This is a genomic window from uncultured Desulfovibrio sp. (assembly GCF_949282365.1).
In the GTDB taxonomy this organism is placed as follows: domain Bacteria; phylum Desulfobacterota; class Desulfovibrionia; order Desulfovibrionales; family Desulfovibrionaceae; genus Desulfovibrio.
Map to the genome: position 1 here is coordinate 1 of NZ_CASDOY010000051.1, position 15,333 is coordinate 15,333.

Here is a 15,333-nt window from a genome sequence, read left to right on the forward strand (position 1 = left end):
CCCGGAGCTGCCTCCCCCCCGGCCGGTTCCCCAGCCGCCGGGCCAGAGCGGCGTAGTCCGTCGCCGCGATCAGCGCCTCCCCCAGGGCGGCCCGGAGCTCCCCGCAGCAGCGTTCCACCCGCTCCCCTTCGTCGGGCGCCGCCAGCGCCCGCCCCGGCACCGCCGCCGGCAGCACCTCAATGGGGCTCTCCCCGCCGCCGCTCTCGGTCACCCGCTGCCAGACCTGGCGGAACAGGACCCCGTCGTCCTCCGGCCGCTCTGCCCCGCCCTGGCCCGCTTGTGTCATCTCCATGGATCACGCCTCCTAATTTTCCGTCTTTCGGTCCATACTATGCCAGTGGCCGTCCGTCGTTTCCTCCGGTGTTTCACGGGGTAAAAGAAATACTTGTAAATCAATCGGAATTATGGTAAAATACTGCCGTATCAGCGGCGAGGCACCGAAGACACCGCTGACGGTTACAGAGAAACACAAAGGAGTCCTTCACATGCTGGAGATCAGGCATTTATCTTATCAGGTGTCCGACGAATCCGGTGAGGAGCTGGGTATCCTCAACGATGTCTCCCTCACCATCGCCGAGCACAAATTTGTGGTCATCACCGGCCCCAACGGGGGCGGCAAGACCACCCTGGCCAAGGCTATCATGGGCCTGGTCACTCCCACCGGCGGGCAGATCCTGTGGAATGGCGAGGACATCACCTCCCTCAACATCACCCAGCGGGCCCGCAAGGGCATCAGCTACGGCTTTCAGCAGCCGCCCCGTTTCAAGGGCCTGAGGGTCCGGGACCTGCTGGAGCTCGCCTCCGGACGGGAGGGCCTCACCCACGACGAGGAGTGCCAGTACCTCACCCGGGTGGGCCTGTGCGCCGCCGACTATATCGACCGGGAAGTGGACGCCTCCCTCTCCGGCGGAGAGGTCAAGCGCATCGAGATTGCCACCATCCTGGCCCCGAGGCCGGCATTGATCTGTGGTCCTTCGCCCGGCTCACCGACACCTTCCGCCAGCTCCACGACGAGCAGAAGGCCACCCTGGTGGTCATCTCCCACCAGGAGCGCATCATCGACCTGGCCGATGAGATCGTCATGGTGGACCACGGCGTCATCACCCAGCACGGCGCCAAGGCCGAGATCTTTCCCAAGATCCTGGCCAACACCGTGTCGGGCTGCAGTTATATGCACGAGGGCTGATTGACCCATCGCCCTCCACAGGAACGGCCGTCGGTTCTCTTCCGCGGCCGAGAAAGGAAGCATCCAACCATGGACAAACTGGAAGCCAAGCTCCTCAAGGAGATCGCCGACCTGGACGGCCTCCCCGTCGGCGCTTACAATATCCGTAAGAATGGCAAGTCTGACGGTCGCGTCAGCACCGCCCATATCGTCATCGACACCAAGACCGACAAATCCGGCATCGATATCCACATCGCCCCCGGTACCAAGAAAGAGTCGGTTCACATCCCCGTAGTCCTCACCGAGACCGGCCTCACCGAAACGGTCTACAACGACTTCTACATCGGAGAGGACTGTGACGTGGATATCATCGCCGGCTGCGGCATCCACAACTCCGGCTGCGACACCACCCAGCACGACGGCATCCACACCTTCCACGTGGGCAAGAACTCCAAGGTGCGCTATTACGAGAAGCACTACGGCGAGGGTGAGGGCACCGGCGAGCGCATCTTCAACCCCCAGACTATTGTCTACCTGGATGAGGGGGCCTCCATCAATATGGAGACCACCCAGATCCGGGGCGTGGACTCCACCAAGCGCTACACCAAGATCGTGGTAGGGGCCGGCGGCGAGGCCGTCATCACCGAAAAACTCCTCACCCACGGCAAGCAGACCGCCGAGTCGGAGATGGACATTGTTCTGGCCGGCGAGGACGCCACCGGTCGGGTCATCTCCCGGTCCGTGGCACAGGACCAGTCCCAGCAGATCTTCTACCCCCGCATGACCGGAGAGGCCAAGTGCTTCGGGCATGTCCAGTGCGACTCCATCCTCATGGGCGAGGCCAAGATCAAGTCCATCCCCGCCATCGCCGCCGAGCATCCCGACGCTCAGCTCATCCACGAGGCCGCCATCGGCCGCATCGCCGGCGACCAGATTCTGAAGCTCATGACCCTCGGCCTTACCGAGGAAGAGGCGGAGGAGAGGATTTTGAATGGATTCCTGCAGTAAACGGCCCATCCCCATCCCGGAAAACCATTTCTTGTCCGATGACCCTTTCGCCGTTTACAACCACGTGGAGCTCCTCAGGCTTTTTGACGACGGCAGTGCGGAGGGGGAGCTCGCCATCCATCCGGACAGCCTTAATCCCTATGGCATTGTTCACGGCGGCTGCCTGACCACCCTGGCCGACACGGTGGGGGGATGGGCCGTCTATGCCGCCACCGGGCGCACCGGCGTCACCGCCAGCTATACCCTCAACTTTCTGCGGCCCGCCGGGCGGGAGAACAAGAGGATCTTCTGTCGGGCCCACCCGGAGCGAATCGGCAATCACCTGTGCGTCGTAGGGGCCGGTATTTGGAGTCATCTGGCGGAAAAACTGGTTCAGCGCTTCCTCTCCCCTGGCAAACTGCGTCCCCGGAAAAAATTTCGGCCACAGTCCCATGCGAAACTGTCCGAACCAGAATTGTTCGTCCGGCATGGCCTCGACTTTTGCGGAAACAGTGCTGCGTCCAGCGTCACCACGCCGGCGATGCCCAGACCGGGGGCCACGTCCACGGCGTCCACCGGGCAGGCCGGGCAGCCGCGTTCCCTGCCCGCGGCCGTCAGGGCCAGGGCCAGGGGATGTTCGGAGCGGGCCTCCAGCGCGGCGGCCAGGGTGACGAGGGTCCGTTCGTCCGCGTCGCCGAGGGGGACGATGCCGGTCAGCACGGGCTTGCCGGTGGTCAGGGTGCCGGTCTTGTCCACGGCGATGGCCCGCACATGGCCGGCCTGCTCCAGCGCCGCGCCGTTCTTGATGAGCACGCCCAACTGCGCGCCCCGGCCGGTGCCCACCATGATGGACATGGGCGTGGCCAGGCCCATGGCGCAGGGGCAGGCCATGACCAGCACGGCCACGAAGACCGTGACGGCCACGCTGGCGGGCTCGTCGCTGAAGATCAGCCAGGCCAGACCGGCCAGCGTGGCGATGCCCATGACCGCGGGCACGAAATAGAAGCTCACCCGGTCGGCCAGGCGCGCGATGGGGGCCTTGCTGCCCTGGGCCTCGCGCACCAGCCTGATGATGCGCGCCAGACGGGTGTCCTGGCCCACATGCTCGGCGGTCATGGTCAGCGCGCCTTCGCCGTTGACGCTGCCCGCCACCAGGCTGTCCCCGGGGCCCACGGCCACGGGGATGGATTCGCCGGTCAGCAGGGAGAGGTCCACGGCGCTCTTGCCGCCGGCCACGCTGCCGTCCACGGGGATGCGGGCCCCGGGCCGGATGACCAGGGTATCGCCGGGCATGACCGCGGCCAGGGGGATCTCGCGGCTCTGGCCGTCGGCTTCCAGACGCAGGGCCGTTTCCGGGGTCAGGCGCAGCAGCGCGCCCATGGCGTCCCCGGCCTTGCGCCGGGCCGTGGCTTCCAGGAACTGTCCCAGCTCGATCATGGTCAGCAGCACGGCCACGGATTCGTAATACAGGTTCATGGCCCGCAGCTGCGGCTCGCTGCCCGCGAGACCCAGCAGGGTCGTCCACAGGCTGTAGAGCAGGGCCGAGCCCGTGCCCACGGCCACCAGGCTGTCCATGGTGGGGGCCCTGTTCGCCAGGGCCTGCAGGCCTTCGCGGTAGAAGTGCCGCCCCAGCCAGACCACGGGCAGGGTCAGGGCCAGCTGGACCAGCATGAAGGTGCGCGGCGCGTGCTGCGGATCCAGCCAGGCGGGCAGGCGCAGGCCCAGCATGTGGCCCATGGAGACCACCAGCAGGGGCACGGCGAAGACCAGCATGGGCCCCAGCCGTCCCAGGCGCAGGCGGCGGTCCTGTTCGTCCTGCTGCCGTTTCTTCTCGTACTGGACGGCCACGTCCTCTTCCTGCGAGGGCACGGCGCTGAAGCCCATGCCCGCCACGCGCTCCATGATCAGGGGCACGGTCTGCTGTTCCGTACCGGGCACGAGCCAGATCTGGGCCTTGGCCGTGGCCAGGTTGACCGCGATGCGTTCCACGTTCTCCATGCGCCCCACCACGCGCTCGATGCGCGAGGAGCATGCGGCGCAATGCATGCCGCCGATATCAAAACGCAAGGGACCTGCCTTTCGCGTCTCCATGGGACCTCCTGCGGGCCGGACGGGCTTGACGCCCCGTTCCGGCGGTATTATTGCTGATGTTGCTCCCATTGAAAATGAAAATCAATATGCGAGAGCAGAGCAGCAAGGAGTTTGGCATGAAAATTCTCAAAGTCAACGGTATGCGTTGCGGCCACTGCAAGGCCGCTGTGGAAGAGGCCGCCGCCAAGATACCCGGCGTGAGCCGGCCGGTGGTGGATCTGGACGCCAAGGAACTGCGCTATGAGGAAAGCGCGCCCGTGGACGAGGCCGCCCTGCGCAAAGCCATCTTCGACATCGGTTTCGATCCCCAATAGGGCTTCGCGCCACCTCCTTTCCCAAGGCCGCCCCGCGCGGCCTTTTTTTGCGCCTGCGCAGCGGGCGTCCGGCGCTCTTCCCCGCCTGTTCCCCGTCCGCTCCCGCGCTTTCGCCCGGATGCGGAGCGCGCCCGCGACGGCCCCGGACATGGGGACGACGACGCGCGCACGGGCGCGGGACGCGAAGGTGGCCTCACGACGGCGGCGGCGCATCGCGCCTTCCGGGCTGCGGGGCGCGCCTGACGGCGCCCGGGCCCTCCCGCCGGTGCGTCTGTCTGATCCGCCGGTCATCCCGCACGGATAAGGCGGGAATCGTTCCCTACTTGCCGTGACGGGCCAAAAACCGTACTAACGAGGAGTTTCTTCCCCGTCGATCCCAGGAGCACGCATGCATCATACCATCACAGTGGCCGGTGGCGGCAGCTGGGGCACGGCCCTGGCCCATCTGCTGGCCTCGCGCGGGCACAGCACCTGCCTGTGGCTGCGCGACGCCGCCGTGGCCGAAGCCGTCAACTCCCGGCACGAGAACCCCCGTTATCTGCCCGGTCTGGCGCTGCACCCCTCCCTGAGCGCGGGCACGGACCCGGGACTGCTGGACAGCGAGATCCTCCTGCTGGCCATCCCCTGCCAGCAGCTGCGCGGCTGGCTGCGCGCCATGCGCGGGCATCTGCACGCGGCCCCGGTGCTGGTCAATGCCGCCAAGGGGCTGGAGCTGGGCAGCCTGGCCCCCTGCAGCCGCATCGTGGCCGAGGAACTGGCCGGGCGGCCGTTCCACTATGCCATGCTTTCCGGGCCTTCCTTCGCGGCCGAGGTGGTGCGCAACCAGCCCACGGCCGTGGTCCTGGCCACCGAAGACCATGCCCTGGGCTGCCTGCTGCGCGAGCTCTTTTCCTCCGCCGCCTTCCGCTGCTACTCCAGCACGGACGTCACGGGCGTGGAACTGGGCGGCGCGCTGAAGAACGTCATGGCCATCGCGGCCGGCGTCTGCGACGGGCTGGGCCTCGGGCACAACAGCCGCGCGGCCCTGATGACGCGAGGTCTGGCCGAGATGAGCCGCATCGGCGAGGCCTGCGGCGCGCAGGCGGCCACCTTCATGGGTCTTTCCGGCCTGGGCGACCTGGCCCTGACCTGCACGGGCGACCTGTCGCGCAACCGGCAGGTGGGCCTGCGCCTGGGCAGGGGCGAGGCCCTGGAGCACATCACCGCCAGCCTGGGCATGGTGGCCGAGGGCGTCAAGACCACGGCGGCGGTCCACGAACTGGCCCGCCGGCTGGGGGTCGAGGCCCCGGTGACCGAGACGGTCCAGAGCCTGCTGCACGGCGGCGAATCCCCGCGGGACGCGGTCATGCGCCTGATGACGCGTACCTTGCGCCGGGAGTGACAAGCGGCCCAAAAAGAGGCTTGCGCCGGCAAGGGATGTCGCGTATCCTTTGGCGAATTGTGAAAAAAATTTTTTTCACGAGCACATCCCGCCGGAAGGGCACATTCGGGCAGATGACGCGCTTCCACGTCCTCTGCGATAATTTTGTACTTTTTACCCGGCAGACAATGGGGCGCGTATGACGATACCATCCTACACGGCAAGCGGTTCCTTGATCCTTTTTTACCCGGGCCTGCTGTTTTTGCTGTACGGCGTGTGGCAGGCGGTCCGCCAGCGGCAGAACGCCCGCCGGCTCATCCTCTGGGGGGCGGTGCACGATGCCGGCCTGGTCTGTATGGCCCTGGGCGCGGCCAACGCCGCGGCCGGCACGGGCGTCTGGCTGTTCTTGGCCTTCCAGCTGCTGGCCCGCGGCCTGAGCTGGAGCGCCCTCAATTCCCTGGCCGGGCCCGCCGCCCTGTCGGCCTCCTTCGCGGACCTGCGCGGCGCCGTCAAACGCCAGCCCGTCAACGGCGCGCTCCTGGCCCTGGGCCTCATGGCCAGCGTGGGCGGCTCGCCCTTCCTGATCCCGGAAGGGCGCCTGTTCATCACCCAGGGCGTCCTGGCCGCCGACCTGCCCCTGCACTGGGGCCTGATCTGCACCGTGCTCATGGCCGTGGCGGGCACCGTCCTCATCGCCCTGCATGTGGACGCCCTGCGCCAGAGCTTCCTGCAGCCCTGTACCACCGCCTGTGACGAGAGCGAGCAGGGCGGCAGCCGCTTCGACGCCCTGACCCTGGTGCTGGGCGTGCTGGTGGCCCTCATGGGCCTGGCCCGCACCCCCCTGCTGGAAGTGGCCGCCGGCTGGGCCGGCCTGCCCGTGCAGCACGCCTCCGTGCATCCCGCCTTCTGCATCTACTTCGCCGGCGCCTTCGTCTGCGGCGCGGCCGCCTGGATGAAGTTCCGCTGGATGCCCCATCTGGGCGTGCTGGCCTGTGCCGCCGCCCTGGCGGCGGCCCTGACCCTGGAAGCGCCCGCGCCCGTGGCCCTGCTCTTCCTGGTGATGATCGGCTTCATCGCCTTCATCGTCTCGGTCTACTCCATCGGCTACATGGCCCACGCCCACCGGCAGGGCTGGTACTGGTTCTTCCTGCTGCTGACCTTCGCCTCCCTGGCGGGCATCGTCTCCACGCCCGACATGGCCTCCATGTACGGCTACTGGGAACTGATGACCTTCGCCTCCTACTTCCTGGTGGTGCATGAGGCCGACCGCGTGGCCTTCGACGCGGGCTTCAAATATTACCTGATGTGCGCGGGCGGCGCGCTGCTGATGCTGCCCGGCATGCTCCTGCTGGGCAACGGCGGCCTCGGCCTGGCCGACGTGCGCGTCCAGAGCGCCCTGCTCTCGCCCCATGTGCTGAACATGGCCGCCCTGCTCTGCCTCATCGGCTTCGGCGTCAAGGCCGGTCTGGTGCCCCTGCACTCCTGGCTGCCCGACGCCCACCCCGCCGCGCCTTCCTCGGTGTCCGGTCCCCTGTCCGGCATCATCACCAAGATGGGCATGTTCGGCCTGGTGGTCCTGCTGCTGGGCCAGACCAACGGCGCGCTCTTTGACAGCGATTACGTCTTCGGCCTGTCCTGGTTCGGCTCCGTGCTGACCTTCATGGGCGCGGCCACCCTGATCTTCGGCGAGCTCATGGCCCTGAAGCAGGACGACATCAAGCGCATGCTGGCCTACTCCACCCTGGGGCAGCTGGGCGAGATCGCCCTGGTGCTGGGCATGGGCACCTGGCTGGCCACGGCCGGCGCCCTGTCGCACATGCTCAGCCACGCCATCATGAAGGACCTGCTCTTCCTCGGCGCGGGCGCCCTCATCCTGCGCGTGGGCAGCCGCAAGCTCTCCGACCTGCGCGGCCTCGGCCAGTGCATGCCCTGGACCGTGAGCTGCATGGCCGTGGGCCTGGTCTGCATCATGGGCCTGCCGCCCTTCACGGCCTTCTTCAGCAAGTACCTGATGATCCAGTCCGCCATCCATGCCGGGCATCCCGTGCTGGCGGCCCTGATCCTGGCCGGCTCCCTGGTGGGCGCCATCTACTATGTGCGCATCCTCAAGACCCTGGTCTTCGAGGAACGCCCCGCCGGTCTGCCCGCCGTGGAAGAAGCCCCGTGGTCCATCCGCGGCGCGCTCATGGCCCTGGCCGCCCTCAGCCTGCTGCTGGGCCTCGCGCCCTGGGCCCCGCTCGCCCTGGTCATCCCCGTGGCCTCGGCCTGCTTCTCCCCGGCCTCCATGGATCTGGTGGTCCTGCAGTCCGTCATGGCGCCCTGGCCCGTCTATGTGGCGGTGCCCGTGTTCGGCGCGCTGCTGCCGGCCTTCTTCCGCCGCGATCCCGTCCGGGCCGCCCGCTCCAGCGCCTTCGTGCTGCTGCTGACCGCCGTCCTGGTGATCTTCCTGGGCCGCGACCTGGATACCCTGAGCTACTGCTTCGCCCTCATCGTGCCGCTCATCGGCGCGCTCAACGTCTTCTACGCCCAGGGCTACATGGCCCACAGCCACACCCAGTGGCGCTTCTACTGCGCCTTCACCGCCATGTGCGGCGGCCTGGTGGGCATGTCCGCCAGCACCTACCTCTTCCAGTTCTTCCTGTTCTGGGAGATCATGAGTTCGTGGACGCTCTACATGGCCATCGCCCATGAAGGCGACAGGGCCTCGCTGCGCGAAGCCTTCAAGTACTTCTTCTTCAACGTGCTGGGCGCGGGCTTCATCTTCGTGGGCGTCTGCGTGCTCGGTCCGGCCACGCCCTTCACCTCCGCGTCCATGCAGCAGCTCACCGGCCTCTTCGCCCTGCCCGGCTGGGTGGTCTGGGGCGGCACGGCCCTGCTGGCCATCGGCTTCGTCATGAAGGCCGCCCAGCTGCCCTTCCGCATCGACTGGCAGATGCATCCGGCCCTGGCCCCCACGCCCGTGTCCGGCTACATATCCTCGGTGCTGCTGAAGAGCGCCATCCTGGGCCTCATCAAGCTCTTCATGCTCCTGGGCGGCAGCCTGGCCATGCTCGGCATCAGCGCGGCCTGGCCCAATGAGCTCATCCAGACCGCGGTCATGTGGATCGGCGGCATCACCATCGTCATGGCCGCCACCCAGGCCCTGCTGGTCAACAACCTGAAGCTGGTCTTCATCTACTCCACCGTGAGCCAGATCGGCTACATGGTGCTGGCCGTGGCCGCCGGCGGCGCCCTGGGCTACGCGGGCGGCATGCTGCATGTGGTCAACCACGTCTTCTTCAAGGACCTGCTCTTCCTCGTCTGCGGCGCCGTGATGTTCGCCACCCACGCCGACAGCCTGGACGATCTGGGCGGCATCGGCCGCAAGATGCCCTTCACCTTGTGCATGTTCGCCATCGCCGGCCTGTCCGTGGTGGGCGTGCCGCCCACCAGCGGCTTCTCGTCCAAGTGGATCATCTACCATGCCCTGATGCAGGCGGACCAGCCCTTCCTGGCCCTGCTCTCGCTGGTGGGCAGCGTGCTGACCCTGGCCTATATCGCCAAGTTCCTGCACGCGGCTTTCCTGGGCCAGCCCTCCGGCCGTCTGGATGAAGTGCGGGAGGCCCCGCTGACCATGCGCGTGCCCATGGGCATCCTGGCCGCGGGCTGCATCCTGACCGGCGTCTTCCCCGGCCTGATGCTCTGGCCCATCAACGCCATCCTGGGCGACTACAGCGCCGGCCAGCTCGTGGTGGGCCTCTCGGGCCTGCAGGAAGGCCCCGGCGCCTGGAACGCCACCGGCCTGTGCGTGATGATGGCCATCGCCGCCGCCGCCGGCTGGTACTTCGTGCGCCGCTTCGTGGTCCTGCGCGAAGTGGACGTGCACACCTGCGGCCTGCCCACCGAAGTGGCCACCAGCCGCATGGCCCCGTCGGGCGTCTACGGCGGGCTGGTTCGCCGCCTGGCCTGGTTCCCGGGCAATACCAGCGTAGACAACAAGAGCTAGGAAGGAGAACCCGAGATGACCGACATCATTCTTGGTGTGCTGCACATGTGCATTTTCCCCGGCGGCCTGTTCGCGCTGGCTGTGGGGCTGTTGTTCAAGGGGCTCGACCGCCGCGTGGAGGCCCGCCTGCAGCGCCGCGTGGGCCCGCCGCTGATCCAGCCCCTGCTGGACATCGCCAAACTGCTGACCAAGGAGACCCTGATCCCCAAGACCGCCGTGCGCAGCGTCTTCCTGGCCGCGCCTGTGGTGGGCTTTGCCGGCATGGCCGTCTGCGCGGCCTTCATCCCCGTGCCGGGCGTCTTTGACGGCCTGTACAACATGGGCGACCTGCTGGTGCTCTTCTACCTGCTGCCCATCCCGGCCATCGCCATCATGCTGGGCGGCTCGGCCTCCAGCTCGCCCTTCGGCGCCATCGGCTTCTCACGCGAGATGCTCATGATGCTGGCCTACGAGACCCCTCTGCTCATGATCCTGCTGGCCGTGGCCATGCTGGTGGGCAAGGCCACCGGCACGGGCGCGCAGTTCTCGCTGCTGGCCATCGTGGACTGGCAGCAGGGGGCCGGCTCCCTGGGCCTGAACCCGGTCATGATCCCGGCCCTGCTGGCCTACCTGATCTTCCTGCCCGGCACCATGGGCGTGCCGCCCTTCGACATCCCCGAAGCCGAGACCGAAGTGCTGGAAGGCCCCCTGCTGGAATACGGCGGCCCCCTGCTGGCCCTGTTCCAGATCGGCTCCGCCCTCAAGACCTTCGTGGTCCTGGGCCTGGGCGTGGCCCTGTTCTTCCCCGGCACCATCTCCGACACCTGGATCGTCAACCTGCTCTGGTTCGTCTTCAAGTGCCTGGTGCTGATGCTGCTGTCGCTGACCCTGGTCAAGTCCGCCACCGGGCGTTTCCGCATCGACCAGGCGTTCCGCTTTTATGTGAAGGTCCCCACCGCGCTGGCTCTGCTGAGCCTGGTGCTGGTGTGGGCGCTGTAAGGAGGTCGGGCATGAGTCTGGACAACATGCTCAAGAAACTGTCGGTACGCTCGCCGTGGCTCTTCCGCATCAACGCGGGCTCCTGCAACGGCTGCGACGTGGAACTGGCCACCACGGCCTGCATCCCCCGCTATGACGTGGAACGCCTGGGGTGCCGGTATTGCGGCAGCCCCCGTCATGCCGACATCGTGCTCATCACCGGCCCGCTGACCACCCGCGTGCGCGACCGCGTGCTCGCGGTCTGGAACGAGATCCCCGAGCCCAAAGTCACCGTGGCTGTGGGCATCTGCCCCATCTCCGGCGGCGTGTTCCGCGAAGGCTACTCCATCGAAGGGCCCATCTCGCGCTACATCCCCGTGGATGTGAACGTGCCCGGCTGTCCGCCCCGCCCCCAGGCCATCCTGGAAGGCGTGGTGCTGGCGCGCCAGATCTGGCTCAAGAAACTGGGCCTCGAGGGATAAATGGACAGGGGGAAGCCCTTGCACCGGCTGGCCGTCCGGCTGGGACTGCGCGACGACGCGCCCGCGGACGGCACCTCCCCCGCAGCCGAGACAACATCCGGGGAAAACGCCTGCAGGCGCTGCGGCATCTGCCACCACGTCTGCGGCCTGATCCCCCGTACGTCCAGAGGCCCGCGACCGGGCCCGGAGGAATGATTATGGCGGGTTTTCTGAAGATTCTGTTCCGCAATCTGCTGCAAGGCCCCAGCACGGACCCCTTCCCGCTGGGTGAAACATTCACGCCCGAGCGCTTGCGGGGGCGGGTGAAGATCGACCCCAACCTGTGCATGGGCTGCGGCGTGTGCCGTCACGTCTGTGCGGCCGGGGCCATCAACATCCGCCAGAAACCGGACAAGAGCGGCTACACCATCACCGTCTGGCAGGATTCCTGCTGTCTGTGTGCCTCCTGCCGCCAGTACTGCCCCACCGGCGCCATGGGCATCATCAACGACTGGCATTCGGCCCATCCCGATGCGGAAAAATTCAGCCGCGTGGAGCAGCAGACCATCAATTACGAGCCCTGCTCGCACTGCGGCACGCTCATGCGGCCCCTGCCCCTGCCGCTGGCGCAAAAGCTCTACGCCCACAACAGCGAGATCGATCCCGAGACGATCCGGCACCTGTGCCCCAAATGCCGCCAGATCGAGGACGCCAAGCGCAGCCTCTGCTACCTGCCCGAGCCTCCCAAGGCCATGGAGCCCACCCGGACCCCGGCTTCGGCCGCGCCCACCACGGATTAGCCGCTTTCACGAGGATTCACCATGCAAGAGATTCTGCAAGGCAATGCCGCGCTCATGGAGGCCCTGGGGGCCCTCTGCACCCGCGACAAGGCCGTACACCACAGCACCGACGCCTACGGCAACGCCTTCCACTGGTTCCGCCTGGACCATCCCCGTTTCATGAGCCAGGCCGCCGCCGCCCTGCAGGGCGCCCGTGCCCGCCTGTGCATGATCACGGCCTACAACCTGAACCAGCTGGGCGAGCAGCAGCAGGAGCTGTGCTACCACTTCGAGCTCCAGGGCGTGGTCTACAACGTCACCGTCACCCTGACCGCCGAGCACAATACCGTGCCTTCCATCACTCCCATGTTCGCCAATGCCGACTGGCATGAACGGGAGATGATGGAGCTCTACGGCGTCCGGGTGGCCAACCAGCCCAACCCGCGCCGCCTCTTCCTCGACGAAGAGCTGGACGAAGGTATCCTCAACGAGGCCGTGCCGCTGTCCATCATGATGAACGGGGCCTGCACCACGGACCTGTGGGAACGCATTTTGAAAGACAAGGAAAGGAATCGCGCATGAGCAAGCTCACGACCTTCACCATGCCGCTGGGTCCCGTGCATGTGGCGCTCGAGGAGCCCGTCTATTTCAACCTCACCGTGGAAGGCGAGACCATCCGCAAGGTGGAGCTGACCTCCGGCCATGTGCACCGCGGCATGGAAGCCCTGGCCACCCAGCGCAACCTCATCAAGAACGTCACCCTCACCGAGCGCGTCTGCTCGCTGTGCTCCAACAGTCACAGCTTCACCTACAGCATGGTGGTGGAGAACGTGCTCGGCATGGAGATCCCCGCCCGTGCCCGCTATCTGCGCGTCATGGCCGAAGAGATCAAGCGCGTGGCCTCGCATCTGTTCAACACCGCCATCCAGGCCCACATCATCGGCTTCAAGTCCCTGTTCATGCACGTCATGGAAGTGCGCGAGATGATGCAGGACGTGAAGGAGACCGTCTACGGCAACCGCATGAACCTGGCCTCCAACTGCATCGGCGGCGTCAAATGCGACGTGCCCCCGGAGATGCTCGACTACATCCTGCGCATGCTGGACAAGGTGGAGCCCGCCGTGGACGAGATCCGCGACATCTACGCCAGCAACGCCATGGTCCTGGGCCGTACCAAGGGCCTGGGCCTGCTGCCCCCCGAGGACGCCCTGCGCCTGGGCGTGGTGGGGCCTGTGGCGCGCGGCTCCGGCATCGCCGTGGACGTGCGCAAGGATTCGCCCTATGCGGCCTATCCCGATCTGGAGTTCAAGAGCATCACCCATGACGGCTGCTGCATCCACTCCCGCACCATGGTGCGCCTGGACGAGATCTTCGAATCCTTCAAGCTCATCCGCCAGTGCTGCCGGCGCATGCCCGAAGGCCCCCACTGCGTGCCCATGCGCCAGATCCACACGGCCGAGGCCTGTGCCCGCAGCGAAGCGCCCCGCGGCGAAGTCTTCTATTACATCCGTACCAACGGCACGGACATCCCGGCACGCCTCAAGTGGCGCGTGCCCTCGTACATGAACTGGGAGGCCCTGGGCATCATGATGCGCGACTGCGCCGTGGCCGACGTGGCCCTGATCACCAACAGCATCGACCCCTGCGTCTCCTGCACGGAGCGCTAGGCCGGCAAAAGGATGCATGAGGCGAGTCTGGTCCAGGGCCTGCTCAAAGTAGCCCTGAAAGCTGTGGACGACCACAACGCGGCCCATCCCGGGCAGCGCATCCGGCGCATCCGCAGCATCACCTGCGAGCTGGGCCTGATCTCCTGCGTGGAGCCCCGGACCCTGACGGGCTGCTTCGAGATCCTGGCCCAGGGCGGCATGGCCGAAGGCGCGGAACTGGTCCTGCGCACCGCCCCCCTGCCCTGCCGCTGCGCGGACTGCGGCCATGCATTCGAACTGCACAGACGGCACTTCGTCTGCCCCCACTGCGGCAGCGACGCCATACGCTTCACCGGCGGACACGGTCTCGTGATGACCGGTCTGGAGGTGGAGCCGGAGGAAAGCCATGATTGAGCATATTCAGGTAGTACCCGACAAATGCCGCGCCTGCCGCCGCTGCGAGGTGGCCTGCATCGCCGCGCACCACGGGATGACCTTCAAGGAAGCCATGAAGCACCGCGACGTGCTGGTGGCGCGCGTGCAGGTGGTCAAGGCCGAAGGCTTCAAGACCACCGTGCGTTGCCATCAGTGCAATCCCGCGCCCTGCTGCCACATCTGCCCCACCGGCGCCCTGCAGCAGGAGGAGGACGGCCGCATCACCATGCGCGTCCAGCTGTGCGTGGCCTGCAAGATGTGCATCGCCGTCTGCCCCTATGGCACCATTTCCCTGGATACCATCGGCATGCCCGGTGAAGACGGCAAGCTCACCGAGACCATGGCCCAGCGCAGCCGCCGCGAAGTGGCCGTGCGCTGCGACATGTGCAAGGCCTGGCGCGAGGAGAACGGCAAAAAGATCACCGCCTGCATGGAAGCCTGCCCGGTGCACGCCCTGTCCATGGTGGAACCCGACGGCACCGTCATCGAAGTGCCGTCCAAGCCCAAGGCAGCCGCTCCCGCCGCCGAATAGCGCCTGCGGCCCCGGGGCATCACGACAGCATCCTGACGAGGGGGCAGGGGGAGGACTTTGTTCACGGTCCTCCCCCTGCCCCCTCGCGCATCCCTCCCCCTTCGTGCCCCTCCGCCCCCGCGCATCCCGGCGGCCGCTGCCCGCGGCTCCGCGGCAGCCATCGCCACAGGCCCACGGACAGCGACGGCGCCCCGCCGCACGGGCTGCGGCCGCGTCAGACGGCGCTCCCCTCCGTTCCGCTCTCCGCAGCGGATAAAAATATCGCCCTCTCCGCCAGCATATGCGGAGAGGGCGATGGATATGTATTTCCGGGCCGGTCAGCCGATGGCATAGCTCCCCCGGACCAGCAGGGTCACCGCGTCGGCGGCCCTGACGCCCCGGTCGGCGGTCATGGTGTAGAGGTGGTTGGTCTGGAGGGCGGTGCCGTCGTTGATGGTTCCGCCGCCGGTGATATCCACCAGCCCCGGCGTGCTCTTGTCCGCCGACACGCAGGCGGCGGAGCCGCTCCGGAGCATCACCTCGCAGCCGGCGGAGCCGTAGAGGACCTGTCCGGCGGAGAGAGTCACCTCCTGGTACACCGCCGCCGAATAGCGCCTGCGGCCCCGGGGCATCACGACAGCA

General features: G+C 67.1%; 15 protein-coding genes and 1 pseudogene. 13 read left to right on the plus strand and 3 right to left on the minus strand.

The window, feature by feature from the left end; translation table 11 throughout:
* A partial coding sequence (locus Q1X76_RS08670) for a hypothetical protein (RefSeq protein WP_300719269.1) occupies positions 1–292 on the minus strand: 292 nt, incomplete at its 3' end.
* Between the two features lie 193 nt (positions 293–485).
* On the opposite strand from Q1X76_RS08670, the gene Q1X76_RS10115 reads away from it, so the two are divergent.
* The 3 genes and pseudogenes from Q1X76_RS10115 to Q1X76_RS10120 form a co-directional block, all read left to right on the plus strand.
* On the plus strand, positions 486–1,190 hold the full coding sequence (locus tag Q1X76_RS10115; protein ID WP_366140998.1) for an ATP-binding cassette domain-containing protein: 705 nt from the start codon (positions 486–488) through the stop codon (positions 1,188–1,190).
* A 65-nt stretch (positions 1,191–1,255) separates the two neighbouring features.
* On the plus strand, positions 1,256–2,173 hold the full coding sequence (locus tag Q1X76_RS08680) for a SufD family Fe-S cluster assembly protein (protein ID WP_300719271.1): 918 nt from the start codon (positions 1,256–1,258) through the stop codon (positions 2,171–2,173).
* Positions 2,157–2,465, plus strand: a pseudogene (locus Q1X76_RS10120) (PaaI family thioesterase); the annotation flags it as partial. The gene Q1X76_RS08680 and the pseudogene Q1X76_RS10120, both read left to right, overlap by 17 nt.
* Positions 2,466–2,545: 80 nt before the next feature.
* Here Q1X76_RS10120 and Q1X76_RS08685 read toward each other — a convergent pair.
* Positions 2,546–4,243: a heavy metal translocating P-type ATPase gene (locus tag Q1X76_RS08685; RefSeq protein ID WP_300719272.1), complete on the minus strand. Its 1,698-nt coding sequence runs from the start codon at positions 4,241–4,243 to the stop codon at positions 2,546–2,548.
* Positions 4,244–4,359: 116 nt separating this feature from the next.
* Here Q1X76_RS08685 and Q1X76_RS08690 point away from each other — a divergent pair, with 116 nt between their 5' ends.
* From Q1X76_RS08690 to Q1X76_RS08735, 10 genes are all read left to right on the plus strand, one after another.
* Positions 4,360–4,557 (plus strand): heavy-metal-associated domain-containing protein, encoded by a 198-nt coding sequence (locus tag Q1X76_RS08690; RefSeq protein WP_300719273.1) that lies wholly within the window; start codon positions 4,360–4,362, stop codon positions 4,555–4,557.
* 388 nt (positions 4,558–4,945) lie between these two features.
* A complete protein-coding gene (locus tag Q1X76_RS08695; RefSeq protein ID WP_300719274.1) occupies positions 4,946–5,938 on the plus strand; it encodes an NAD(P)H-dependent glycerol-3-phosphate dehydrogenase in 993 nt (330 codons plus the stop codon).
* Between the two features lie 211 nt (positions 5,939–6,149).
* Complete coding sequence (locus Q1X76_RS08700; RefSeq protein ID WP_300719275.1) at positions 6,150–9,902, plus strand: proton-conducting transporter membrane subunit; 3,753 nt, start codon at positions 6,150–6,152, stop codon at positions 9,900–9,902.
* 15 nt (positions 9,903–9,917) lie between these two features.
* Positions 9,918–10,880 carry a complex I subunit 1 family protein gene (locus Q1X76_RS08705; protein ID WP_300719276.1) on the plus strand — a complete coding sequence of 321 codons (963 nt, stop codon included), beginning with the start codon at positions 9,918–9,920 and terminating at the stop codon, positions 10,878–10,880.
* Positions 10,881–10,891: 11 nt separating this feature from the next.
* Positions 10,892–11,341 (plus strand): NADH-quinone oxidoreductase subunit NuoB, encoded by a 450-nt coding sequence (nuoB, locus tag Q1X76_RS08710; RefSeq protein ID WP_300719277.1) that lies wholly within the window; start codon positions 10,892–10,894, stop codon positions 11,339–11,341.
* Positions 11,342–11,538: 197 nt separating this feature from the next.
* Positions 11,539–12,120 carry a 4Fe-4S binding protein gene (locus tag Q1X76_RS08715; protein ID WP_300719278.1) on the plus strand — a complete coding sequence of 194 codons (582 nt, stop codon included), beginning with the start codon at positions 11,539–11,541 and terminating at the stop codon, positions 12,118–12,120.
* A 21-nt stretch (positions 12,121–12,141) separates the two neighbouring features.
* Complete coding sequence (locus Q1X76_RS08720) at positions 12,142–12,681, plus strand: NADH-quinone oxidoreductase subunit C (RefSeq protein ID WP_300719279.1); 540 nt, start codon at positions 12,142–12,144, stop codon at positions 12,679–12,681.
* Positions 12,678–13,766: a nickel-dependent hydrogenase large subunit gene (locus tag Q1X76_RS08725; RefSeq protein ID WP_300719280.1), complete on the plus strand. Its 1,089-nt coding sequence runs from the start codon at positions 12,678–12,680 to the stop codon at positions 13,764–13,766. Before Q1X76_RS08720 ends, Q1X76_RS08725 begins: the two co-directional genes overlap by 4 nt.
* Positions 13,767–13,778: 12 nt before the next feature.
* Entirely contained in the window at positions 13,779–14,159 is a 381-nt protein-coding gene (locus Q1X76_RS08730) for a hydrogenase maturation nickel metallochaperone HypA (protein ID WP_300719281.1), read from the plus strand.
* Entirely contained in the window at positions 14,152–14,712 is a 561-nt protein-coding gene (locus tag Q1X76_RS08735) for a 4Fe-4S dicluster domain-containing protein (protein ID WP_300719282.1), read from the plus strand. The genes Q1X76_RS08730 and Q1X76_RS08735 overlap by 8 nt, the downstream gene beginning before the upstream one ends.
* A 317-nt stretch (positions 14,713–15,029) precedes the next feature.
* Here the strand turns inward: Q1X76_RS08735 and Q1X76_RS08740 are convergent.
* Positions 15,030–15,333: hypothetical protein (locus Q1X76_RS08740; RefSeq protein ID WP_300719283.1), on the minus strand; the 304-nt coding region annotated here is incomplete at its 5' end.